General features: G+C 70.8%; 18 protein-coding genes. 13 read left to right on the top strand and 5 right to left on the bottom strand.

Annotated elements, in window-relative coordinates; translation table 11 throughout:
• Nucleotides 1–84 precede the first annotated feature (84 nt).
• Nucleotides 85–1,716 (top strand): MFS transporter, encoded by a 1,632-nt coding sequence (locus tag ACYSUO_RS04830; protein WP_461774712.1) that lies wholly within the window; start codon nt 85–87, stop codon nt 1,714–1,716.
• Nucleotides 1,717–1,746: 30 nt separating this feature from the next.
• On the opposite strand, the gene ACYSUO_RS04825 is transcribed toward ACYSUO_RS04830, so the two are convergent.
• Nucleotides 1,747–2,196 (bottom strand): cell division protein SepF, encoded by a 450-nt coding sequence (locus ACYSUO_RS04825; protein ID WP_461774711.1) that lies wholly within the window; start codon nt 2,194–2,196, stop codon nt 1,747–1,749.
• 329 nt (nt 2,197–2,525) lie between these two features.
• Between ACYSUO_RS04825 and ACYSUO_RS04820 the strand changes: the two genes are divergently transcribed.
• The 9 genes from ACYSUO_RS04820 to adhE all read left to right on the top strand — a co-directional run bounded on the left by ACYSUO_RS04820 (nt 2,526) and on the right by adhE (nt 14,056).
• The gene (locus ACYSUO_RS04820; protein WP_461774710.1) at nt 2,526–3,788 is read left to right on the top strand and encodes a DUF5685 family protein; all 1,263 of its coding nucleotides are present in this window, start codon (nt 2,526–2,528) and stop codon (nt 3,786–3,788) included.
• A gap of 219 nt (nt 3,789–4,007) precedes the next feature.
• Nucleotides 4,008–6,368: a sensor histidine kinase gene (locus tag ACYSUO_RS04815; RefSeq protein WP_461774709.1), complete on the top strand. Its 2,361-nt coding sequence runs from the start codon at nt 4,008–4,010 to the stop codon at nt 6,366–6,368.
• Nucleotides 6,365–6,793, top strand: coding sequence for a roadblock/LC7 domain-containing protein (locus tag ACYSUO_RS04810; protein WP_327664068.1), 429 nt, complete (start codon nt 6,365–6,367; stop codon nt 6,791–6,793). Before ACYSUO_RS04815 ends, ACYSUO_RS04810 begins: the two co-directional genes overlap by 4 nt.
• Nucleotides 6,790–7,140, top strand: coding sequence for a DUF742 domain-containing protein (locus tag ACYSUO_RS04805; RefSeq protein WP_461774708.1), 351 nt, complete (start codon nt 6,790–6,792; stop codon nt 7,138–7,140). Before ACYSUO_RS04810 ends, ACYSUO_RS04805 begins: the two co-directional genes overlap by 4 nt.
• Nucleotides 7,124–7,720 carry a GTP-binding protein gene (locus ACYSUO_RS04800; protein WP_461774707.1) on the top strand — a complete coding sequence of 199 codons (597 nt, stop codon included), beginning with the start codon at nt 7,124–7,126 and terminating at the stop codon, nt 7,718–7,720. Before ACYSUO_RS04805 ends, ACYSUO_RS04800 begins: the two co-directional genes overlap by 17 nt.
• Before the next feature lie 234 nt (nt 7,721–7,954).
• Complete coding sequence (locus tag ACYSUO_RS04795) at nt 7,955–8,860, top strand: S1 family peptidase (protein WP_461774706.1); 906 nt, start codon at nt 7,955–7,957, stop codon at nt 8,858–8,860.
• Between the two features lie 180 nt (nt 8,861–9,040).
• A complete protein-coding gene (locus ACYSUO_RS04790) occupies nt 9,041–9,973 on the top strand; it encodes a slipin family protein (protein WP_461774705.1) in 933 nt (310 codons plus the stop codon).
• A 230-nt stretch (nt 9,974–10,203) separates the two neighbouring features.
• A complete protein-coding gene (locus ACYSUO_RS04785) occupies nt 10,204–11,286 on the top strand; it encodes a S1 family peptidase (RefSeq protein WP_461774704.1) in 1,083 nt (360 codons plus the stop codon).
• A gap of 172 nt (nt 11,287–11,458) precedes the next feature.
• Nucleotides 11,459–14,056 carry a bifunctional acetaldehyde-CoA/alcohol dehydrogenase gene (adhE, locus tag ACYSUO_RS04780; RefSeq protein ID WP_461774703.1) on the top strand — a complete coding sequence of 866 codons (2,598 nt, stop codon included), beginning with the start codon at nt 11,459–11,461 and terminating at the stop codon, nt 14,054–14,056.
• Between the two features lie 78 nt (nt 14,057–14,134).
• On the opposite strand, the gene ACYSUO_RS04775 is transcribed toward adhE, so the two are convergent.
• Entirely contained in the window at nt 14,135–15,181 is a 1,047-nt protein-coding gene (locus tag ACYSUO_RS04775; RefSeq protein ID WP_461774702.1) for a DUF3533 domain-containing protein, read from the bottom strand.
• A 200-nt stretch (nt 15,182–15,381) separates the two neighbouring features.
• On the opposite strand from ACYSUO_RS04775, the gene ACYSUO_RS04770 reads away from it, so the two are divergent.
• Together ACYSUO_RS04770 and ACYSUO_RS04765 are read left to right on the top strand one after the other, a co-directional pair.
• On the top strand, nt 15,382–18,882 hold the full coding sequence (locus ACYSUO_RS04770; protein WP_461774701.1) for a DNA polymerase III subunit alpha: 3,501 nt from the start codon (nt 15,382–15,384) through the stop codon (nt 18,880–18,882).
• Nucleotides 18,879–19,898, top strand: coding sequence for a DNA polymerase Y family protein (locus ACYSUO_RS04765; RefSeq protein WP_461774700.1), 1,020 nt, complete (start codon nt 18,879–18,881; stop codon nt 19,896–19,898). Before ACYSUO_RS04770 ends, ACYSUO_RS04765 begins: the two co-directional genes overlap by 4 nt.
• A gap of 10 nt (nt 19,899–19,908) precedes the next feature.
• On the opposite strand, the gene ACYSUO_RS04760 is transcribed toward ACYSUO_RS04765, so the two are convergent.
• Nucleotides 19,909–20,283, bottom strand: a complete 375-nt coding sequence (locus ACYSUO_RS04760; RefSeq protein ID WP_461774699.1) for a cupin domain-containing protein — start codon at nt 20,281–20,283, stop codon at nt 19,909–19,911.
• Nucleotides 20,284–20,380: 97 nt separating this feature from the next.
• Here ACYSUO_RS04760 and ACYSUO_RS04755 point away from each other — a divergent pair, with 97 nt between their 5' ends.
• Nucleotides 20,381–20,827 carry a MarR family winged helix-turn-helix transcriptional regulator gene (locus ACYSUO_RS04755; protein ID WP_461774698.1) on the top strand — a complete coding sequence of 149 codons (447 nt, stop codon included), beginning with the start codon at nt 20,381–20,383 and terminating at the stop codon, nt 20,825–20,827.
• 78 nt (nt 20,828–20,905) lie between these two features.
• Here ACYSUO_RS04755 and ACYSUO_RS04750 read toward each other — a convergent pair whose 3' ends face one another.
• Together ACYSUO_RS04750 and ACYSUO_RS04745 are read right to left on the bottom strand one after the other, a co-directional pair.
• Complete coding sequence (locus ACYSUO_RS04750) at nt 20,906–21,886, bottom strand: lytic polysaccharide monooxygenase auxiliary activity family 9 protein (protein ID WP_461774697.1); 981 nt, start codon at nt 21,884–21,886, stop codon at nt 20,906–20,908.
• Nucleotides 21,887–22,017: 131 nt separating this feature from the next.
• A complete protein-coding gene (locus ACYSUO_RS04745; RefSeq protein WP_461774768.1) occupies nt 22,018–22,707 on the bottom strand; it encodes a response regulator in 690 nt (229 codons plus the stop codon).
• Nucleotides 22,708–22,820 lie beyond the last annotated feature (113 nt).

The following is a 22,820-nucleotide window of genomic DNA, read 5'->3' as shown; positions in this document are numbered from 1 at the left end:
TCCCGAGCCGGAACCAGGGCAAGGCCCGTGGGCCTCCCCAGTCCTGGAAACCGCCGAACGCGAGGAACACTGGGAGGTACGTACATGTCCGGGACGAACACGGCCTCCGGGCGCGCGCTCGGGCGCCTGGCCGCCATGGGAACCCGACCCCATCGCTGGGTCGTCCTCGTCGTCCTGTGCACAAGTCTGCTTCTGGTCGCCCTCGACTCGACCATCCTCTACGTCGCGCTGCCCGCGGTCACCGAGGACCTCAAGCCCACCTCCGTCGAGCTCCTGTGGATCGGCGACGCGTACCCGTTGGTGTGCGCCTCGCTGCTGATCCTGTTCGGCACGCTGGGCGACAGAGTCGGCCGCCGCAGGATCCTGCTGCTCGGCTACGCCCTGTTCGGCGCGGCCTCCGCGCTCGCCGTGTTCTCCGACACCGCGCAGGTGCTCATCGTGGCCCGCGCGATCCTCGGCATCGGCGGCGCGATGATCATGCCCGCGACGCTCTCGATCCTGCGCGACGTCTTCCCCGACCGGCACGAGCGGGCCGTCGCCATCGGCGTGTGGACCGCGGTCGCCGCGGTCGGCGCCGCCACCGGACCCGTACTCGGCGGCTTCCTCGTCGAGCACTTCTGGTGGGGCTCCGTCTTCCTCATCAACATCCCGCTGATGCTGATCATGCTGCCGCTGTGCCGGGTCCTCGTGCCCGAGTCCAAGGGCCGCAGCGACGGCCCGTGGGACCTGTTCGGCGCGCTGCTCGCCGCGCTCGGCGTGCTCGGTGTCGTCTACGGCATCAAGGAACTCGGCACCAAGCGCGATCTGCTCGACGCCGAGGCCGTGCTGCCGTTCGTCGTCGGCGTCGTGCTGCTCTTCCTCTTCGTGCGCCGCCAGCGCCGCCGCGAGCACCCGCTCATCGACATGAAGCTGTTCTCGCGGGTCGCGTTCTCCACGTCCGTCGGCTGCATCGTCATCGCGATGCTCGCCCTCGTCGGCCTCGAACTGATCGCGGTCCAGTACCTCCAGCTGGTGCTCGGCCTCAGCCCGCTCGAGACCGGCCTGCGGATGCTGCCGCTGACCTTCGCCGCGATGACCGCGGGCGTCCTCGGCTCGGCGAACCTGCGCCGCTTCGGGCCGCGCGCCATGGTCTCGTCCGGCTTCGCGCTCACCGCCTGCGCGGTGCTGATGCTCTGCGCGATGGGCCAGCAGGACCAGCCGTGGCTGCTCGGCTTCGGCTTCGTCCTGCTCGGCTTCGGCTTCCAGACCACGCTGTTCGGGGCCTACGAGTCGATGCTCACGGAGGCACCCGCGGACGACGCGGGCGGTGCGGCCGCGATCGGCGAGACCTCGTACCAGCTGGGCGCCGGCATGGGCATCGCGCTGCTCGGTTCCGTGATGAACGCGGCGTACGCGCCGGGGCTCGGCGGTGTGCCGGGGGTCTCCGACGGCACGTCGACCGCCGCGGGGCACTCGCTGGGGGAGGCGTACCAGATCGCCGCGCAGCTCGGGGGCGCGGCGGGGGACGCACTGCGGGAGGCCGCGCGCGCCGCGTTCGTGCACGGTCTGCACGTCACGCTGGTCGTCAGCGCGGTGCTGCTGTTCCTCGGGGCGGTCGCCGCGCTGCGACTGCCGAAGCGGATGGAGTGCGAGGCGGACGAGTCGCCCGCGGCGGACGACGCGGATGTGGCGGCGCCGCGGCGGGCTTCGTCACCAGCCGAGTCCTCGGCCGCGTGACGTGCGGTCCGGGGGAGGCCCCCGAACCGCTCAGCTCTGATTGAAGAAACCGTCCGTCGGTTCCTTGGTGTCACGGCCGGAGACGATCTGCGTGTCCGCGGGGCTCAGCAGGAACACCCGCGTGGCGACCCGGTCGATCGAACCCCGGAGCCCGAAGATCAGGCCCGCGGCGAAGTCCACCACGCGCTTGGCGTCGGCCGCCTCCATCGCCGTGAGGTTCATGATGACCGGAACCCCGTCCCGGAACATCTCCCCGATGCGCCGCGCGTCCCGGAAGCTGTCCGGGGTCACGGTGCCGATCCGGCGGCCCTTCTCCTGGGCCTCCTCGGAGGCGACCTTCACGCGCGGGTCCGTGACCCAGGCTGCGTCGCCGGCGGCGGCGGGCTCGGGCCCCTCGTCGTAGTCGTCGTCGTAGTAACGCTCTTCATCGTTGTCGTCGACGAGGCCAAGCCAGGCACTCGCCTTGCGCACCGATCCCATGGACGCCTCCTCTCACAGCGGTTCCTCTGCGTTCCGCATGTCGTGCATCCCCAATGTTCGTCCATGATGCAGACGTGACGCCAAGGGGATAGCCGCCGCGCGGGGCTTTCGTGACGGTACTGGTGCACAGTCTGCGCCTGTTCATGCCGGATTTCCCAAGGGTTGTACGGGACACGGCTGCTGATGGTGAGTGAAATATGATTCTTCACGGCGTATGGGTGACCTTCGGTGCGTACGGGTGAACGGGAAGGTCGTGCAAGGGCTCGATACGATGCCGTCGTCTCGCGGTCCAGGTGACGGACCATCATTCGGTGTACGGGGGAGTCTTCTTGTTCGGCATGGTTCGGCCCTGCTCTCATCGGCTCGGTGAGAGCCTCAAGACCCAGTGGATGGCCCATCTCTGCGGGCTCTGTCTGGCACTGCGCGGCGACCACGGGCAGTTCGCCCGTGTCGTCACCAACTACGACGGCTTGCTCGTCTCTGTTCTGACGGAGGCTCAGAGCGAGCGGTCCGGCGCGGCCGGTGGTTGGCGGCGGCAGGCCGGGCCCTGTCCGCTCCGGGGCATGCGTGGCGCGTCCGTCGCGCAGGGCGAAGGCGCGCGGCTCGCCGCGGCCGTCTCCCTGGTGCTCGCCTCGGCGAAGGTGCGCGACCACGTCGACGACCGGGACGGCCTGTTCGCGCGCAGGCCGGTGGCCGTGGCCGCGCGGAAGGTCGCCGCGAGCTGGGGAAGGGCCGGTGCGCGTACGGGATCTGACGTCGGGTTCGACACGGCGGTGCTGCTCGACGCGGTCGAGCGGCAGGCCGGGATCGAGGCGCTCGTCGGGCCCGGCGGCTCCGTCCTGACCGTGACCGAACCGACCGAGACCGCGACCGCCGCCGCCTTCGCGCACACGGCGGTTCTCGCCGGGCGGCCGGGGAACGCCGAGCCGCTCGCCGAAGTGGGCCGGTTGTTCGGGCGGCTCGCGCATCTGCTGGACGCCGTCGAGGACCAGGACGCCGATGCCGCGTCCGGCGCCTGGAACCCGCTGTCCGCCACCGGCACGTCGCTCGTCGAGGCGCGGCGCCTCGCCGACGACGCCCTGCACGGCATCCGGCTCGCGCTGCGCGACGTCGACTTCGTGGACGACAAGCTGGCGCATCTGCTGCTCGCGCACGAGCTGGGGCGCTCGGTGGACCGGGCGTTCGGGACCGAGGCGCACGCGCACGGGCACGGGCATGGGCACGGGGGCCACGAGGCGTACGGGGGCGGGAATCCCTACGGCGGTGACGGCCATGGCGGCGGGAACCCTTACGGCGGTGGCAATCCCTACGGCGGCGACCCGAACGGCGTCGGTGGGCCGGGCGGTCCGGGAGGCCCTGGCGGGCCCGGTGGCCCGGGCGGTGGTGATTTCTTCGGGAAGTCGCCGAAGCCGGGGAAGCGGGGGCTGCTCGCCGGGTGCGCCGTCGCGATCGGGCTCTGCTGCACCTGCAAGGTGTGCTGCGCCGAGGAGTACGAGGGCGCGTGGTCCCGGAAGAAGCGCGAGGGCTGCTGCCGGAACTGCGACGGCTGTGATTGCTGCGACTGCTGCTCGTGTTGTGACTGCGGTCTGTGACGGCGGACTCTGACTGCGGGCTGTGAGGTGCTGGCCCTGTATACGGGCCGGGGTGGTCCGAACGTGTGGTGCGGGGTCACCTGCACGCCTACGGAAAGGCTGTTTCGGTGGTGTAAAACAACCACCTGATGAGGTGACCGGGGCCGGTGAGGGCTCGTTGGCCGGGCGCGGAAGCACCGTTTCCGCACCGTCAACTCGCCCTCTCCATAAGGCATTTCAGTGGACCTCGTCTCGTCGGTGACGGCATCCGTCACCGCCTCCTCCCGACCCAGAACCATCCGCACACGACTCCTGCGCATCCTTGCCCTGGCCACGGCCGTACTCCTCACCCTGCTCGGCTTCTTCGCGGCCGAGCAGATCTCCGGCTACCGCAACGCCGCGGCGACCGCCGCCGACGCCCGGCTCGAGGTCACCCTCCAGGGGCTCGTCCACGAGCTGCAGAAGGAGCGCGGCCTCACCACCGGATACGTCGGCGGGGTACGGCAGTTCAGCGCGAAGCTGCCCGCCCAGCGCAAGTCGACCGACACCGCGCGCGTCGCCCTTCAGGACGCGCTCGACGAGCGGGGCACGTCCGCCGCCGCGTCCGACGCGCTCGGGCGGCTCGACTCGCTCGCCGGGATCCGCAAGAGCGCGGACGACGGCTCCGGGCAGGTGAAGCCCACCTTCGACTACTTCACGCACACCATCGCCGAGCTCGTGGGGCTCGGCCGGGCCCTCGACGACGTCGCCGACGGCCCCCTGCGCGACTCCTACCAGTCACTCCAGACCCTGGGCTCCGCCAAGGAGTTCATGGGGCAGGAGCGGGCCATCGTGCTCGGCTCGGTCCGGGCCGGCGGGCACTTCCGCGGCGACGACTACAGCGCCTTCATGGAGATCCGCTCCGGCCGGCTCGCCGCGCTCGACACGTTCCCGCGCACCGCGACGGAGGCTCAGGAACGCCGCCTGGACGCGGCGCTCGCCACGCCCGACGCCGAGCGGGCCCTCGGCTACGAGTCGACGGCCGTGCACGGCGCGGGCCGGCTCAGCCCCCGCGACGTACCGCCCATGGCCTGGTGGGACTCGATGACGTCGACCATCAACGGGCTGCGGGACGTGCAGGTCTCCATCGGGGACGACGTCGAGAACAGGGCCGCGCAGCTGGAGAGTTCGGCCCAGCGCGACCTGCTGCTCTTCGTTCTTCTCGCGCTCGCCGTCATCGCCGCCCTCGGCGCGCTCGCCCACGACTGCGTACGCTCCGTGTCCGCGCCGCTCACCGGGCTCGCCCGGGAGGCGCGCGAGGTGGCAGGGGCGCGGCTGCCGCGGGCCGTCGCCGCCGTGCAGACGGCCGGTGACGCCTCGCCCGAACCGCCCGCGCCGCTCGCCCTGGACGCCCGCGCGGGCGCCGAGGTGCGGGAGGTCGCCGACGCCTTCGACCGGGTGCAGAGCGCCGCGTTCGACCTCGCCACCGAGCAGGCCGTGCTGCGCAGGAACGCCACCGACTCGCTGGTCAGCCTCGGGCGGCGGAACCAGAACCTGGTGCGCCGTCAGATCAGCTTCATCAACAAGCTGGAGCACGAGGACGCCGACCCCGAAACCCTCGCCAACCTCTTCGAACTCGACCACCTGGCCACCCGTATGCGCCGCAACGCCGAATCGCTGCTCGTCCTCGCAGGCGAGTCGAGCCCGCGCACCTGGTCGACGCCGCTGTCCGTCACGGACGTGCTGCGGGCCTCGCTGTCCGAGGTCGAGGAGTACCGGCGGGTCACGCTGCGGCGCGTCGAGCCCGCCCACATCTCGGGTGCCGTCGTCGCCGAACTCTCGCACCTGCTGGCCGAGTTGGTGGAGAACGCGCTCAGCTTCTCGCCGCCCGACTCCGACGTCGAGATCGAGGGGCGGCGTACCAGCGAGGGCTATCTCGTCGCCATCGTCGACCACGGGCTCGGCATGGACACTCGGGCGCTCGCCGAGGCCAACGTACGGCTCTCCGGCAACGCCAGCTTCATGGCCGAACCCACCCGCTTCCTCGGCCACTTCGTGGTCGGCGCGCTCGCCCGCAAGTGCGGGATCGAGGTGCGGCTCGGCGAGGCGCCCGCCGCCGGCGCGGTGGCCCGGGTACTGGTGCCCGCGGGGCTGCTCACGGAGGCCAGGCCCAAGGTCGGGAAGGCCGGGATCGCCGAGAAGGCCGAGAGTGCGGAGAAGGGCGGGAAGTCCGAGGAGCCGGCCGTGCGGCCCGCCACGCTGCCCGCCCCTCGCAAGGAGGCGCGGACGCCGGTCGCCGCGGGCGCCGAGGCCAAGTCCCGTACGAAGCAAGCCGGTTCGGTGTCCTCCGCGTCCCGAACCCGCAACGGACTGGTCAAACGGCCGCAGCGCAGCGCCATCTCCAAGGCCGTGCACGAGACGGCATCGCCGCCACCGTCACCCGCGCCCGACGGACCCGCCGCCGAGCGCACCCCCGAAGGGGTGTCCGGGATGCTGTCGGGCCTGCGCAGCGCCCATATGCGCGGCTCCATCAGCGTCGAGAAGGAGCGCGCCGCCACGCGGGGCAAGCAGGGGAACACCGAGGCCGGGGACGGCGCCGAAGGGCAGGACGACACCAAGTGACCACCGTCGACACGCGGGGCGACTCGCAGACCTTCAACTGGCTGCTCGCCAACTTCGTCCGCTCCACCGACGGCGTGCGCGACGCCGTCGCCGTCTCCTCCGACGGGCTGCTCATCGCGGTGTCGGACGGGCTCGACCGCACCGAGGCGGACCGGCTCGCCGCCATCGTGTCGGGCCTGTCCAGCCTCGCCCGCAGCGCCTCGAAGCGGTACAGCTTCGACGGCGTGAAGCTCATCATGATCGAGATGGGGCGCGGTTTCCTGCTCGTCTCGGCGATCCGCGACGGCAGCTGCCTCGGCGTGCTCGCAGACAGCAGCGGTGAACTCGGGCTCGTGGGCTACGAGATGGCCGTCCTCGCCGAACGGGCGGGGGACCTCCTCACTCCGGCGCTCATCGCCGACCTGCGGGAGACGCTGCCGCGATGAGCGAGCCATCGGAAATGCCGGACGAGGGGCAGTTCGTCCGTCCCTTCATCATCACCGGTGGACGCTCCCTGCCCGCGCAGGCCGATCTGCGCCTGGAGACCCTCGTGGTCGCGCTCGACGCGGCGGAGGGGGCCGCGCCGCTCGCGTTCGAGCACCAGCGCATCGTGACGCTGTGTCAGGAGCCCACCACCGTCGCGCACATCGCGGAGGCGGTGGGGGTTCCGCTCGGAGTCGCCAAGGTGCTCGTGGCCGACCTCGTCGTCGGCGGCCGCCTGTCGTGTTCGCAACCCGCGGAGCTGCCGCTCCACACCCTCGAAAGGATCAGGGACCATGTCAGGGCGCTCTGAACGCATCGCCCCGCTGGCCGTGAAGATCGTGGTCAGCGGTGGGCTCGGCGTCGGCAAGACCACGTTCATCGGGGCGGTCTCCGAGATCGAACCGCTGGACACCGAGGCCTCCATCACGCAGGTCTCCGTGGGCGTCGACTCGCTCGACGGGGTCGAGGACAAGACGACGACCACCGTCGCCCTCGACTTCGGCCGCATCACGCTCGATCCGACCCTCGCGCTGTATCTGTTCGGCACCCCCGGGCAGGACCGGTTCTCGTTCCTCTGGGACGACCTGGTGGAAGGCGCACTCGGGACCGTGGTGCTCGTCGACACCCGGCGGATCGAGGACTGCTTCCCCGCGCTCGACTACTTCGAGGCGCAGGGGGCGCCGTTCGTGCTCGCCGTGAACCGGTTCGAAGGCGCCGAGCGGTTCGAACTGGCCGAGATCCGTGAGGCGTTGGGGATCGGTGACGACGTGCCGGTCGTCGAGTGCGACGCCCGGACCCGGGCGTCCGTACGCGATGTGCTCGGCGCGCTGATGGACCAGGTGATCGGGGTGCGCACGCGGCCACGGCGGGTGCCGGCGCTGTCCCGTTGACCCGGAACGCCCCCGCCCCGCGCTTCCTCCAGCGGGGCGGGGGCGTATTGCGAAGATCTGGCGGAAGTCCAAAAGGCGCTCTTGTGCACGGCAGTTGAGCGGGCGAATACTCCCGTTCAGCGATTGTCAGGAGCACGACGTGTCCGGAATCCGGATCCTCGCCGTGCGCCTGGCTGCGCCTCACGGGCCCCATCCCCACGAGGGCCCCCGACTTCCCTATGGGAGGAACGAGCAGTGAGGAACAAGCGCAGTACCCCCCGCAGCGGCAGAGCCAGATCGACCCGGCTGATCGCCGTCGGTTCCGGTCTCCTGGCCGTGGCAGCTTTCGCGATTCCCTCCGCCAACGCGTCCGACACAGCGAACACGTTCAGCGCAGCGGAACTCACGCAGACCCGTGACGCGGTGCGTTCCGCCGATGTCGCCGGCACCGCGTGGGCCGTCGACGCCAAGACCAAACAGGTCGTCGTCACCGTCGACAGCACGGTCTCGCAGGCCGAGATCAACAAGATCCGCAAGGAAGCGGGTGACACCGCGGGCGCCCTCAAGATCGAGCGCACGGCGGGCACCTTCAAGAAGCTGGTGTCCGGCGGCGACGCCATCTACGCGAGCAGTTGGCGCTGCTCCCTCGGCTTCAACGTCAAGAACAGCGCAGGGGCCTACTACTTCGTGACCGCCGGGCACTGCACCGACGGCGCCGGGACCTGGTGGTCCAACTCCGGTCGCACCAACGTCATCGGCAGCACCACCGGGTCCAGCTTCCCCGGCAACGACTACGGCATCGTCAAGTACCCGACCACTGCCTCCACACCTCCCGGCACCGTCGGCAGCGTGGACATCACGCGTGCCGCCACGCCGTCCGTGGGCACCACCGTCACCCGCCGCGGCTCCACCACCGGTATCCACAGCGGCCGGGTCACCGCCCTCAACGCCACCGTGAACTATGGCGGCGGCGACATCGTCTCCGGCCTCATCCAGACCACGGTCTGCGCCGAGCCCGGCGACTCCGGCGGCCCGCTGTACGGCGGCTCCACCGCCTACGGCCTCACCTCCGGCGGCAGCGGCAACTGCTCCTCCGGCGGCACCACGTTCTTCCAGCCGGTGACGGAGGCGCTCAGCGCGTACGGCGTGAGCGTCTACTGATCCGACCGCTCCACCTCTGATCACGTTCGGCAGTCGCAGCCAGCAGCAGGAGCCCCCGCCCGGCCATTTCGGCCGGGCGGGGGCTCTCCCTGTGTACGGGCTCTCCCTATGTGTCCCTTACGGGGCTACCGTCGAAGTACACGCCTTTTGCGCCCACTTCGGACCCTGGGGGACCGTGAGATGGTCGAGGAACTGGTGACGGCGGGAGTGGCCGTCTTATGTGCCGGCGGGGTCTACGTGATGTCCGCGGCGCGGGTCGTCAAACAGTACGAGCGCGGGGTGGTGTTCCGGCTCGGCCGGCTCACCCGGTCGGTGCGGGGGCCCGGGTTCACGATGGTCGTGCCGTTCGTGGACCGGCTCCGCAAGGTCAACATGCAGATCGTGACGATGCCGGTGCCCGCGCAGGACGGCATCACGCGGGACAACGTGACGGTGCGGGTGGACGCCGTCATCTACTTCAAGGTGGTCGACGCTGCCGAGGCCGTGGTGCAGGTCGAGGACTACCGGTTCGCCGTCTCGCAGATGGCGCAGACGTCGCTGCGCTCCATCATCGGCAAGAGCGATCTCGACGATCTGCTGTCGAACCGCGAAAAGCTCAACCAGGGCCTTGAGTTGATGATCGACAGCCCGGCCGTCGGCTGGGGTGTGCAGATCGACCGGGTCGAGATCAAGGACGTATCGCTGCCGGAGACCATGAAGCGGTCGATGGCCCGGCAGGCCGAGGCCGACCGTGAGCGGCGTGCCCGTGTCATCAACGCCGACGCCGAATTGCAGGCCTCGAAGAAGCTCGCCCAGGCCGCCGAGGTGATGTCCGACCAGCCGGCCGCGCTCCAACTGAGGCTGCTGCAGACGGTGGTGGCGGTCGCCGCCGAGAAGAACTCCACGCTGGTGCTGCCGTTCCCGGTCGAGCTCCTGCGCTTCCTGGAGCGGGCCACGCCCGGGGACGCGGCGCACGCGGCGAAGGCGGCCGTCACCCAACTCGCCGAGGGGGCACTGCCGGGGCTCACCGAGACGCCGGCGCCCACGCCCGCGTTCGAGAAGAAGAGCGCGACGGGCACCCCCGAGCCCGTGGTGAACAACGGGCAAGCAGGGGCGAAATCCGGACAGGACTAGACCTCACCCTCCGCCCATCCATGGGTGCGCGGTGTGTTTGTAGTGGGGATCGACGTGCGGCGCGGGGGCGCACCCAAGTGGTGAAGGGCGTACGACGTTTGACGAACGCGCGTCCGGAAGTCGACCTTGTGTGCCCCCTGTGACGGTCGGGATAGTGGCCCAGTCAGCCTCACGGATCCGGTCCGACCCCACTCGAACCGGTATCCCAACCCCCCACAGGAGGACGTGAGTTGAAGCACCGACGCATACCCAAGCGGCGCGCCGCAGTGGTCGGAGCGGGAATCTTCGCCCTGGCCGCAGCCGGCATCACCTTCCAGACTGCGAACGCCAGCACCGACACTCCCGACCTGGTGGCCCAGAAGCTCTCGATCGCCAAGGCCGGAACTCTCGCCTCGAGCCTGACCAAGGACCTGGGCGAGAACTCGGCGGGCAGCTACTACGACGCCAAGACCAAGCAGCTCGTCGTCAATGTCCTGAACGACGAGGCCGCGCAGACGGCGCAGGCCGCCGGCGCGAAGGCCAGAGTCGTCCAGAACTCCCTCGCGGAGCTGAAGGGCGCACGGACGACCCTGAAGCAGGACGCGACCATCCCGGGCACGTCCTGGGCCGTCGACCCCGCCACCAACAAGGTCGTCGTCACCGCCGACCGCACGGTCAAGGGCGCCGACTGGAACCAGCTCACCGGAGTCGTCGAGAAGCTCGGCGGCAAGGCCGAACTCAAGCGCAGCCAGGGCGAGTTCAAGCCGTTCATCGCGGGCGGCGACGCCATCAGCGGGGGCGGCGGCCGCTGTTCCCTCGGCTTCAACGTGGTCAAGGGCGGCGAGCCGTTCTTCCTCACGGCGGGCCACTGCACCGAGTCGATCTCCACGTGGTCCGACTCCAGCGGCCAGGAGATCGGCACGAACGCCGACTCCAGCTTCCCGGACAACGACTACGGCCTGGTGAAGTACACGGCGGACGTCGACCACCCCAGCGAGGTCAACCTCTACAACGGTTCCGCGCAGCAGATCACCAAGGCGGCGGACGCCACCGTGGGCATGAAGGTGACCCGCTCCGGCTCCACCACGCAGGTGCACGACGGCACGGTGACCGGCCTGGACGCCACCGTGAACTACGGCAACGGCGACATCGTCAACGGCCTCATCCAGACCGACGTCTGCGCCGAGCCCGGTGACAGCGGCGGCTCGCTCTTCTCGGGCGACTCGGCGGTCGGCCTCACCTCCGGCGGCAGCGGCGACTGCACGGCCGGCGGCGAGACCTTCTTCCAGCCGGTGACGGAGGCGCTCTCCGCCACGGGCACGGAAATCGGCTGACCGGCACGTTCGTACCCCGCCCCCGGGAAACCGGGGGCGGGGCTTTTTCGTGGCGCCCCGCATCCGCAGGGACTTTGGTCCCGCAGGTCAGGGCCGTTCTCCGCCCCCTCAGCGGAGCGTAAAGGTGTGGAATTGAGGCATCAGCGAAAAGGCGTGAAAAAGGGAGCCTGCCGTGGATGTCGAGGGGACAGTCGACGAACTGGTCGCTGGAGCGCGTGAGGCGCTCGCGAGGTTCGAGACGTACGACCAGGAACAGGTCGACCACATCGTCAAGAAGGCGTCGCTCGCGGCGCTCAGCCACCACGGAGACCTGGCGAAGGCCGCCGTCGAGGAGACCGGCCGGGGCCTGTTCGAGGACAAGGCGGTCAAGAACCTCTTCGCCTGCGAGCACGTCGTGAACTCGATGCGCGGCCTGAAGACGGCCGGTGTCATCTCCCGCGACGAGATCAACGGCATCACCGAGATCGCCGAGCCGGTCGGCGTGATCTGCGCGATGACCCCCGTCACCAACCCCACGTCGACCACGATCTTCAAGGCGCTGATCGCCCTGAAGACCCGTAACCCGATCGTCTTCGCCTTCCACCCCGGCGCCCAGAAGTGCTCCGCCGAGGCCGCGCGCATCGTGCGCGACGCGGCGATCGAGGCCGGCGCCCCCGCGCACTGCGTGCAGTGGATCGAGGAGCCGTCCATGGCGGCGACGGGCCTCCTGATGAACCACGAGGGCGTCTCCACGATCCTCGCCACCGGCGGAAACGCCATGGTCAAGGCCGCGTACTCGTGCGGAAAGCCCGCCCTCGGCGTCGGCGCGGGCAACGTGCCCGCGTACGTCGCGAAGGACGCCAAGCTGGGCCGCGCCATCCACGACATCGTGCTCTCCAAGGCCTTCGACAACGGCATGATCTGCGCCTCCGAGCAGGCCGTCATCCTCGACCAGGAGATCTACGAGGACGGCATCGCCGAGCTGCAGCGGCTGAAGGCGCACGTGGTGACGGCCGCCGAGAAGGCCAAGCTGGAGGAGTTCGTCTTCGGTACCACCGCCCACGGCAGTGACTGCGCGGGCGCCAAGCTCAACGCGTCCGTGGTGGGCAAGTCCGCCGCCTGGATCGCCGAGCAGGCCGGTTTCGAGGTCCCCGACGACACCTCGATCCTCGTCGCCGAATGCGCGGAGGTCGGCCCCGGCGAGCCGCTCACCCGCGAGAAGCTCTCCCCGGTCCTCGCCGCCCTCAAGGCCCGCGACACCGGGCACGGGCTCGAACTCGCCGCGCAGATGGTCGAGTTCAACGGTCTCGGCCACTCCGCCGCCATTCACACCGAGGACGAGGAGCTGGCCGAGGAGTTCGGCCGCCGCGTCAAGGCGATCCGCGTCATCGTCAACTCACCCTCGACCTTCGGCGGCATCGGCGACGTCTACAACGCCTTCCTCCCGTCGCTGACCCTCGGCTGCGGCTCCTACGGCCACAACTCCGTCTCGAACAACGTCTCCGCGGTCAACCTCGTCAACATCAAGCGGATCGGGCGGCGCAACACCAACATGCAGTGGTACAAGATCCCGCCGAAGATCTACTTCGAGCGGAACGCCATCAAGTACCTCGCCGAGATGGACGACGTGCACCGCGTCACGGTGGTCACCGACAAGACGATGGGCGCCCTCGGCTTCGTGCAGAAGGTGTCCGACATCCTCAACTCGCGTACGCAGCCGGTGACTTTGCAGGTCATCGACAACGTGGAGCCGAACCCGGAGCTGGCCACCGTGCAGGCGGGCGCCGCCGTGATGCGGGACTTCGGGCCCGACACGATCGTCGCGCTCGGCGGTGGCTCGCCGATGGACGCCGCGAAGATCATGTGGCTGATGTACGAGCACCCGGAGATCGAGTTCGCGGACACGAAGGAGAAGTTCTTCGACATCCGCAAGCGGGCCTACACGTTCCCGCAGCTGGGGGAGAAGGCGAAGCTCGTCGCCATCCCGACCACGTCGGGCACCGGCTCCGAGGTCACCCCCTTCGCCGTCATCTCCGACCCGGCCGCCGCCCAGAAGTACCCCCTCGCCGACTACGCGCTCACCCCGAACGTCGCGATCATCGACCCGATGCTGCCGATGAACCTGCCGCCCACGGTGACCGCCGACTCCGGCTTCGACGCGCTGACCCACGCCACCGAGGCGTACGTCTCCGTGTACGCGAACGACTTCACCGACGGCCAGTGCCTCCAGGCGATCAAGCTCATCTTCGAGAACCTGGAAGCCTGCGTGAAGGACGGCGCCAGGGCCCCCGAGGCGCGCGAGAAGATGCACAACGCGTCGACCATCGCGGGCATGGCCTTCGCCAACGCCTTCCTCGGCCTCGTCCACGCCATGGCGCACACCCTCGGCAACACCTTCCATGTCGCCCACGGCCGCACCAACGCGCTGCTCCTCCCGCACGTCATCCGGCACAACGGCACCGTTTCGTACAAGGCGACGCCGTGGCCGAAGGCCGAGACGTACAAGGCGCCCGAGCGGCTCCAGGACATCGCGAAGATGCTCGGCCTGCCGGCCGCCACCCCCGAAGAGGGTGTCGAGTCCTACGCGAAGGCGGTCGAGGAACTGCGCGAGCGGTGCGGGATCCCGGCCTCGTTCCGCGAGGAGGGCGTCGACGAGCAGGCGTTCATGGAGGCCCTGCCGCAGCAGGCCATGAACGCCTACGCCGACCAGTGCGCGCCCGCCAACCCGCGGATGCCGATGATCGACGACATGCAGCGGCTGATGCGGCAGGCGTACTACGGGACCGAGTAGGGCCCTCGGGGCTTCGGTCCGAGCCCGTCGAGTCGTGTCACCTCACGACTCGACGGGCTCCGTCGCAGCGTGTGACCGTCACGATTCGGCGGGCTCCGCCGCAGCCGCCGTCCGCACTACACCCCGCCGCTTCTCGCGCAGGCCCGACACGAGCAGCGTCGCGGCGATGCCCACCACCGCCCACGCGGACAGGACGAGCAGGGACTGGGTGAGGTCGTTGCCCTTGAAGTAGGCGATGGAGCGGGCCGCCCAGGTGCCCGCGCCCGGCGGCAGCCACGGGCCGATCGCCTGCCAGAACGGCGGCAGCATCGGCAGCGGGAAGGCGCCGCCCGCGCTCGGGTTGCCCGCGACGACGATCAGCAGCACCGCGAGACCGATGCCGACGACGCCGGTGAGTTCCTCCAGGGCGAGCGTGATCGCGCCGACCGCGAGGGTGATCAGGGCGCCGAGCCCGGCCAGGCCCCAGAAGGATCCTGGCAGCGCGCCCAGGATCGAGTCGCCGATGATCAGCGAGCCGCCGATGCCGCCCACGATCGAGAAGACCGCGAGCGAGCCGAGCCGGATGGCGGCCCGCTGCGGGCTCGCCGGCTTGGACCCTGCGCTGATCGACATGATCGAGGCGCACAGATAGCCGCCGACGCACCAGCCGACGACCAGGTAGAAGGCCGAGAGGCCGTCGAAGTCCTGCACCGATGCCGGCGCCACGTCGACGGTCCGCACCGTGCGCTGCTGCTGGGCGTCGATCGTGGTGGCCAGCCCCTCCAGCGCGGACGCCAGGACGGTGCCGCCGCCGGACGCGACGTAGAGGGTGTCCCGGGGGCTCTTCGCGTTGAACACCAGGGCGCCGTCGATCTCCCGGTTCATGACCTGCTCGCGCGCCGTCTTCGCGTCCTTGACCACCCGCGCGTCGAGCGGGGACCCCTGCAGCTTGTCCAGCTGCTGCGCGAGCTGCTTCGCCGCCGCGGGCTGCGGCGCGACGACGCCGAACGCGACGTCCTTCGGCTTCGGATTGTGCAGCGCCCCCACGTACGAGGTGATGAACAGGAGCTGGAGAGCCAGGACACCGATGACGAGGAGCGCGGCTCTGGGTGTGACGGCGTTCTTGAACTCTTCGGCGAACTTCATGCCTCAACGCTCGGGTGAGGCCCCGGCTCATGCAGTCGGGGAGGGCCGAACGGGTGGGTGGCGGGTCCTGGGCGGTGGCTCCCGGGTGGCGGTTTCGACTCGCACAAGTATTCGAACATGGTTTACGGTGAGGGCATCGGCCCTGATGAGGCTGGTGTGACAGGTCGGATAGAGGGGGGAGTAGTGACGAGGTGGTTCGGATGCGGGGTTTTACGCATCTGCACACCGCCTCAGGCTTCTCCCTGCGGTACGGGGCCTCGCATCCGGACGCGCTCGCCGAGCGGGCCGCCGCGCGCGGGCTCGACGCGCTCGCCCTGACCGACCGGGACACCCTCGGCGGCGCCGTCCGCTTCGCCAAGGCCGCGAGCAGGGCCGGTATCCGGCCACTGTTCGGGGTGGACCTCGCCGTCGCCGCACCCGCCGAAGCCGCCGAACGCACCGAACGGCGGCGCACCCCCGCCCGGGGCGGCGCCTTCGTCGACGAGACGGCGCAGCGCGTGGCGTTCCTCGCCCGGGACGGCGCGGACGGCTGGGCCGAACTGTGTCGGCTCGTCACCGCGGCGCACCGGGATGTCACCGCCGTTTCCGGGCAGGGCCGACGCCCGCTGCTGCCCTGGGACGTGCTCGGCGAAGAGGGCGCGGACCACGTCTTCGTACTGCTCGGCCCCGACTCGGACGTCGGCCGCGCGCTCGCCGCCGGCCGCCCGGACCGCGCGGCCCGGCTCCTCGCGCCCTGGCGTGAGCGGTACGGGAGCGCGGCGCTGCGCATCGAGGTCGTCTCCCACGGCCTGAGCGGCACAGGACCCGGCTCGCTGCGGCACGCCGCCCGCGCCCTCGGGTTCGCCGCGGACCAGGGGATCACCCCCGTACTCAGCAACGCCGTCCGCTACGCCGACGCCGGACAGGGCCCGGTCGCGGACGTGCTCGACTCCGCGCGCCGCCTGGTGCCGATCGACCCGCGCGGCACGCTCGACAGCGGCGAGCGGTGGCTCAAGCCGGCCGCCGACATGGCGCGCGTCGCCGAGCAGGTCGCCGAGGCCGCCGGATACGGCGCCAACACCGCGCGCCGCCTCCTCGCCGTCACCGAGGAGACCGCCCAGGCCTGCCGCGTCGACCCCGAGGACGACCTGGGGCTCGGCCGGGTGTACTTCCCCGAGCCGGACCTCGTCGGCGCCGCCCGGCGCACCCCCGACCGGGTGCTTCGCTCGCGCTGTGACGCCGCGATGCTGGCCCGCCGCTACGACTACAAGCGCCGGTACTGGGAGCGCCTGGAGGACGAGCTGGGCCTGATCGAACGGCAGGGCTACGCCTCGTACTTCCTCACCGTCGCCCAAGTGGTTTCCGATACGCGGGAGTTGGGCATCCGGGTCGCCGCGCGCGGCTCCGGCGCGGGCTCCCTCGTCAATCACCTGCTCGGCATCGCCACCGCCGACCCGGTCGAACACGGACTCCTCATGGAGCGCTTCCTGTCCGAGCAGCGCATGGAGCTGCCCGACATCGACATCGACGTGGAGTCCGCCCGCCGCCTGGAGGTCTACCGGGCGATCCTGGACCGCTTCGGACCCGAGAGGGTGGCGACCGTGTCCATGCCGGAGACCTACCGGGTCCGCCATGCCGTACGAGATGTGGGCCTCGCTCTCGGCATGGAGCCGGCCGAGGTGGACCGGCTCGCGAAGTCCTTCCCGCACATCCGCGCCCGCGACGCCCGCTCCGCGCTCCAGGAGCTGCCGGAGCTGCGCGGCATCGACCCGGAGGCGTACCCGCCGAAGCTGTGGGACCTGGTCGAGGCGCTCGACGCGCTGCCGCGCGGGATCGCCATGCACCCGTGCGGGGTGCTGCTCTCCGACACGACCCTGCTGCGGCGCACCCCGGTCGTGCCGACCAGCACCGAGGGCTTTCCCATGTCCCAGTTCGACAAGGAGGACGTGGAGGACCTCGGGCTGCTCAAGCTCGACGTGCTCGGGGTGCGGATGCAGTCCGCGATGGCGCACTCGGTGGGCGAGATCGAGCGGGTGACCGGCAACCGCATCGATCTCGACGACCCCGAACAGGTGCCGCCCGGCGACCCGAAGACGTATCAACTCATCAAGTCCTCCCAGACCTTGGGCTGCTTCCAGACCGAGTCGCCCGGCCAGCGCGATCTGCTCGCGCGGCTGCTGCCCGAGACCTTCCACGACCTGGTCGTGGACATCTCGCTGTTCCGTCCCGGGCCGGTCGCGGCCAACATGGTCGACCCGTTCATCAAGGCACGGCACGGCAAGCAGGCCCCCGCGTACCCGCATCCGGATCTGAAGGACGCGCTGGAGGAGACGTGCGGCGTGGTCGTCTTCCACGAGCAGATCATCCGGATCCTGCACGTGATGACCGGGTGCAGCCTCGCCTTCGGCGACTACACGCGGCGGGCGCTCTCGAAGGCGGACCAGGTCGGGCGGGTGCGGACCTGGTTCGAGCAGCAGGCGCGGGCGCGCGGATACACGGAGGAGGTCGTGACACGGACCTGGGAGATCATCGAGGCGTTCGGCGCGTACGGGTTCTGCAAGGCGCACGCCGTGGCGTTCGCCGTGCCGTCGTACCAGTCGGCATGGCTGAAGGCGCACCATCCGGCTGCGTTCTACGCGGGGCTGCTCACGCACGACCCCGGCATGTATCCGAAGCGGCTGCTGCTCGCGGACGCGCGGCGGTGGGGGGTGCCGGTGCTGCCGCTCGATGTGAACGCGTCGGACCCGGCCTATCGAATCGAACTGGTGTCTGATGGCGGGGACGATTCCGGCCGTTTCGGCGGTTTCGTCCACGGGATCCGGCTCGCGCTCGACGATGTGCGTGGCATGAGCGAGGCCGAGGCGGAGCGGATCGTCGCGGGGCGCCCCTACGTCTCGCTCCAGGACTTCCTCTCCCGTGCCCGCCCGTCCCGTCCGGTCGCCGAACGGCTCGCGCAGGTCGGCGCGTTGGACGCCTTCGGTCGCAACCGGCGGGACCTGATGCTGCACATCGCCGAGTCGCAGCGGAGTGGACGGGGCGGTGCTCAGGGGCAGTTGGCGCTCGGCGAGACCGACGCGGCCCCCGACACGGTCGCCCCCGCCCAGCTGCCCGACCTCGACGACGTCGAACGGCTCGGCGCCGAGCTCGGCGTGCTCGGCATGGACACCTCGCGCCATCTCCTGGGCGAACACCGGGAGTTGCTCGACGAGCTGGGTGTGGCCTCCGCGCACCGGCTGAAGGATCTGCCGCACGGGCAGGTGGTCCTGGTCGCCGGCGCGAAGGGTGCCGTGCAGACGCCGCCGGTCCGCTCCGGCAAGCGCGTCATCTTCACGACGCTCGACGACACCTCGGGCCTTGTCGACTGCGCGTTCTTCGAGGACAGCCACGACGCGAGCGCGCACACCGTCTTCCACTCCTGGCTGCTGCTCGTACGCGGCGTGGTGCAGCGCAGGGGCGGCGGCAGCGGAAAGGCGCTGTCGGTCACCGGATCCGCCGCCTGGGACCTGACCGAACTCGCCGAACTGCGCCGCACGGGCGGCCTGTCCGCGGTCACGGACCGGCTCACCGCGGAGCGGCCCACGCCGGACACACCGGCGGACGGCCGCAGCATCCGCCTGGAGACAGGCTACGACCTGCACCCCTGGGCGGACCTCCAGCCACCCGGCGAACCCGTCAAGCAGAGCCGCAAGTTGTGGCACCAGAGTCCGGGTAGCGCGGGATGACGCGGACGACGCGAGGAAGTGAGGAAGCGGTGCCGACGCAGATCCTGTACGTCCACTTCCACGACCTGGTGGACGAGCAGCTCTACCTCCATCTGCTCGCCCTGCTGGCCGAGTTCACGCCCCTCGTGCAGGCGCTGCCGCCGGACGCCGCGCTCGCCGATGTCACGGGCAGCCTGCGCTACTTCGGCACGGACGCGGTGGCTCTGGCCGAGCGTATCCGGGCGCGGACCGGAGGCCTTTACGGGCTGCGTTCGACCATCGGCGTCGCCGCGAACCCGATGCTGGCCCGGATGGTCGCCGTCGACGGGCCGCCCTCGGCGGTTCGTGAACTCCCCGACGACCTGGACGCGGTCGCCGCCTTTCTCGCCCACAAGTCCGCCGCCGCCCTGCACGGCGTGGGGCCCGCGACCGCCCGCACCCTGTCCTCGTACGGCCTCGACAGTGTCGGGAAGATCGCCGCCGCGCCGCTCGGCACCCTCCAGCGGATCCTCGGCGCCGCCGCGGGGCGCCGGCTCTACGACGCGGCCCGCGGCCTCGACCCGACACCGGTGGTCCCGGCGGCCCCGGCCCGCTCGATCCGCGTCGAACACGACTTCCCGCAGGACGAGTTGGACCGCGACCGGCAACGCGCCGCACTGCTCGCCCTCACCGACCGGCTCGGCCTACGACTGCGCGCCGAGGAGCAGACGACCCGCTCCCTCACCCTCACCGTCCGCTACGTGGACCGCAGCACGACCACGCGTACCCGCGCCCTGCGTGAGGCGTCCGCCCACACCCCGACGCTGACCTCGCTCGCGTACGAACTCCACGACCGGCTCGGGTTGCAGCGGGCCCGCGTGCGGTCCTTCGCGTTGCGGGCCGACCGCCTGGTACCGGCCGAACTGGCCTCCCGGCAGCTCCTGTTCGACCCGACCGACGAGCGGGACCGCCGCATCGAGGACGCGGTCGACCGCGCCCGGAGGAAATTCGGCCCGACCGCGATCCGCCCGGCCGCGGCGCCACCGCACGCGGCCTGACCGGTCGGCACTACCGGGCCCACGGCGGGGCGATACGCGTCCCGTCCGCCAGCTCCGCCTCAAGACCCACCGACGTCGTCACCCACATCGTCGCCGGCTCGTCCGCCGGGTTCTCCACCCCGAGCGTCGTACCCGCGTTCACGATCGCGGTGTCACCCGGCGCGAGGGTGTGCGGGGTGCCGTCGAGGGAGAGCCGCAGGGTGCCGGTCAGCAGGTGGAGGATCTCCTCGCGGGAGACCGTGTGCGCGGGCCCCTTCGTGCCCGCGGGGATCTCGCCCCGCCAGGCGCACAGCTCCTTGCTGCCGGTGGCGGGGGTGGCGTACGAGACGAAGCGGACGCCGTGCAGTTCGTGGACGACGGCCTCCGAGGCGCGGATCACCGGCATGGCTTCTCCTTCATGGCTTGTCCTGCGCGATAGTCAAGCTGCTTGACCATATAGTCAGGCTGCTTGACCATCTCGTCAAGGGTGTTTGAATGGCCGCGTGCAGAACGCCGAAGCCCTGAGCCTGACCTCCGCCCTGCTCGCCGCCGCGAGCGAGCTGACGCGACGTATCCACGAAGGGGTCGTGGCCAGGGGGTTCGACGACATCCGGCCCGCCCACGGCTTCGCCTTCGTACGGCTCTCCTACGGGGACGCCACCGCCACGGAGCTCGCCGCGCACCTCGGTGTGACCAAGCAGGCCGCGAGTCAGCTCGTCGACGAGTTGGTGCGCAAGGGGTACGCCGAGCGGCGGCCCCACCCGCAGGACGCGCGGGCCCGGCTCGTCGTGCTGACCGGGCGCGGGTGGGACTGCACCCGGGCCGCGGAGGAGGCGTCCGCCGAAGCGGTGCGGCCCTGGGTCGAGCGGCTCGGGGAGGGTGAGGCTCACGCACTCGCCGAGCGGTTGCTCGCCATCGCGCCCAATGGGCCCATCAGGCCCACCTGGTGACGGTCCGTCCGATCCACGCATGAGAACCGCCGCCTCCCGAAGGACAGGGAGGCGGCGGTCCGGTCTGTGGCGCTGCGGTCAGCGGCCGTGGCGGCCGGCCGTCGTCGCGCGGCGGCGCATCGAGGCGAACAGGCCCGCCGCGCCGATCGCCAGGGCGGCCGCGCCGCCCATCGCGATGTACGGGGTGGTGGAGTCGCCACCCGTCTCCGCGAGGCTCTGCTTCTGCGAACCACCCTGCGCGGCAGGGGAGTTGGCGTCGTCCGCGGCGGCGGGCGCGGCCGACTCGTGGGTCTCGTGCGTCGTGTGCGCGTCGTCGCCCATCTCCATACCGCTGTGGTCGACCGTCGACTTGTCGGCGTCCGCCGCGATCTGCTCGTCCGACGGCTCGGCGGCCGTGGTGGACGCCGAGGCGGTGGACGCGCCGCCGTACGTCACGTCCGAGCAGGAGTAGAACGCCTCCGGGCTGTCCGAACGCTGCCAGATGCCGTAGATCAGCTGGCGGCCCGTGCGGTCCGGGAGCTTCCCGGAGAACGTGTAGTAGCCGCCCGACGCCGTCGGGTCCGTCTTCGTCGCGACCGGGTTCTCCATGTCCAGGTCGGACCACTTCAGCGGCTTCGACGGGTCGTAGCCCTGCTTCGTCATGTAGAGGTTGAAGGTGCCCTTGTGCTGGGCGGTCACCTTGTACTTGAAGGTGTACGAGCCGGCCGAGACCTTCGTCGCGGGCCAGTCGTCGCGGGCCAGGTCCATGCCCTTGAACTCGTCGGAGTTCGCCGAGCACAGCTTGCCGTCGGGGATGTTCTCCTGGTGCTTGCCGGCCGCCTCACCGTCACGGATGCCGTTCCAGTCGTACAGGGCCTGCGGGCCGCCCTCGGCGACCGCCGCCTTGCACGCCGCCGACGTGGGGCTCTCGGCGCCCTCCGCGTAACAGGCGGCGACGCGGCTGGCCGGATCACCGAGCGTGCCGTGGGCTGCCGCGGGGGTCGCGGACAGGGCGGTGAGGGCGAGGGGGATCGCTCCGACCGTGGTGAGCGCGGCGAGCTTGCGACGGCTTGCGGGCATGGGGGTACTCCTTGATCGAGTGCATCGGGGGGTGTGGCAAGGAAGTTAGCCCGAAAAAACGCGCTGTTCGGCCCTTGGGAGCGCTCCGAGTGGATCTTTATGGCCCCCTTAAGACGCCCCTCAGACTCCGCTCAGGACACCCACCGATACCGCCGCTCCGGCCGCCCCGTCCCGCCGTACCGGAGCGTCACCCGCGCCCGCCCCGTCCCCGCGAAGAACTCCAGATACCGGCGCGCGCTCACCCGCGACAGCGTGCCCGCCTCCTGGGCGCACTCCGTCGCCGACAGGCCGCCCGGGTGGGCGCGCAGCGTCTGCTCCACCAGGTCCGCGGTGTGCGCGGCGAGGCCCTTCGGCAGTTCCCGCGACCCCGGCGGGCGGGCCCCGAAGATCTGGTCGACGTCCTCCTGACGGGCCTCGTCCAGATCGTCGAGCCGGGTCCGCAACGCCGCCACATGCCTCAACTGCTCCTGCAACGCGGCCTGGTTGAACGGCTTGATCAGATAGTGCAGCGCCCCCGCCCGCAGCGCCGCCCGCACCACCTCCGCGTCCCGCGCCGCCGTGATGAACAGCGCGTCCACCGCGGTACGGGCCGGATCCCGCTCCTCCGCGGCCCGCAGCGCCCGCAACACCTCGATGCCGTCCATGTCCGGCAAGTACACGTCCAGAAGCACCAGATCGGGCCGCAGCGACTCCGCGGCGCGCAACGCCTCCGCGCCGCTGTGCGCCACTCCGGCCACCACGAACCCGTCCATCGCGGACACGTACCGGCTGTGCAGCTTCGCAACCATGAAGTCGTCGTCCACGATCAAGACCTTGATCAAGACCTTTGTCACTGGCGCAGAGTAGGTGCGCGACCACAAGGACCACAACGTCCGTTGCTTGCGGAAGGGAGACAGCTTGTTAACGCGTAGGCAACATGTGGGCCACTTCACAC

The organism is Streptomyces sp. UC4497 (assembly GCF_054871485.1).
Note: the sequence above shows the minus strand (reverse complement) of the source record. Positions and strands in the feature narration are given on the sequence as shown.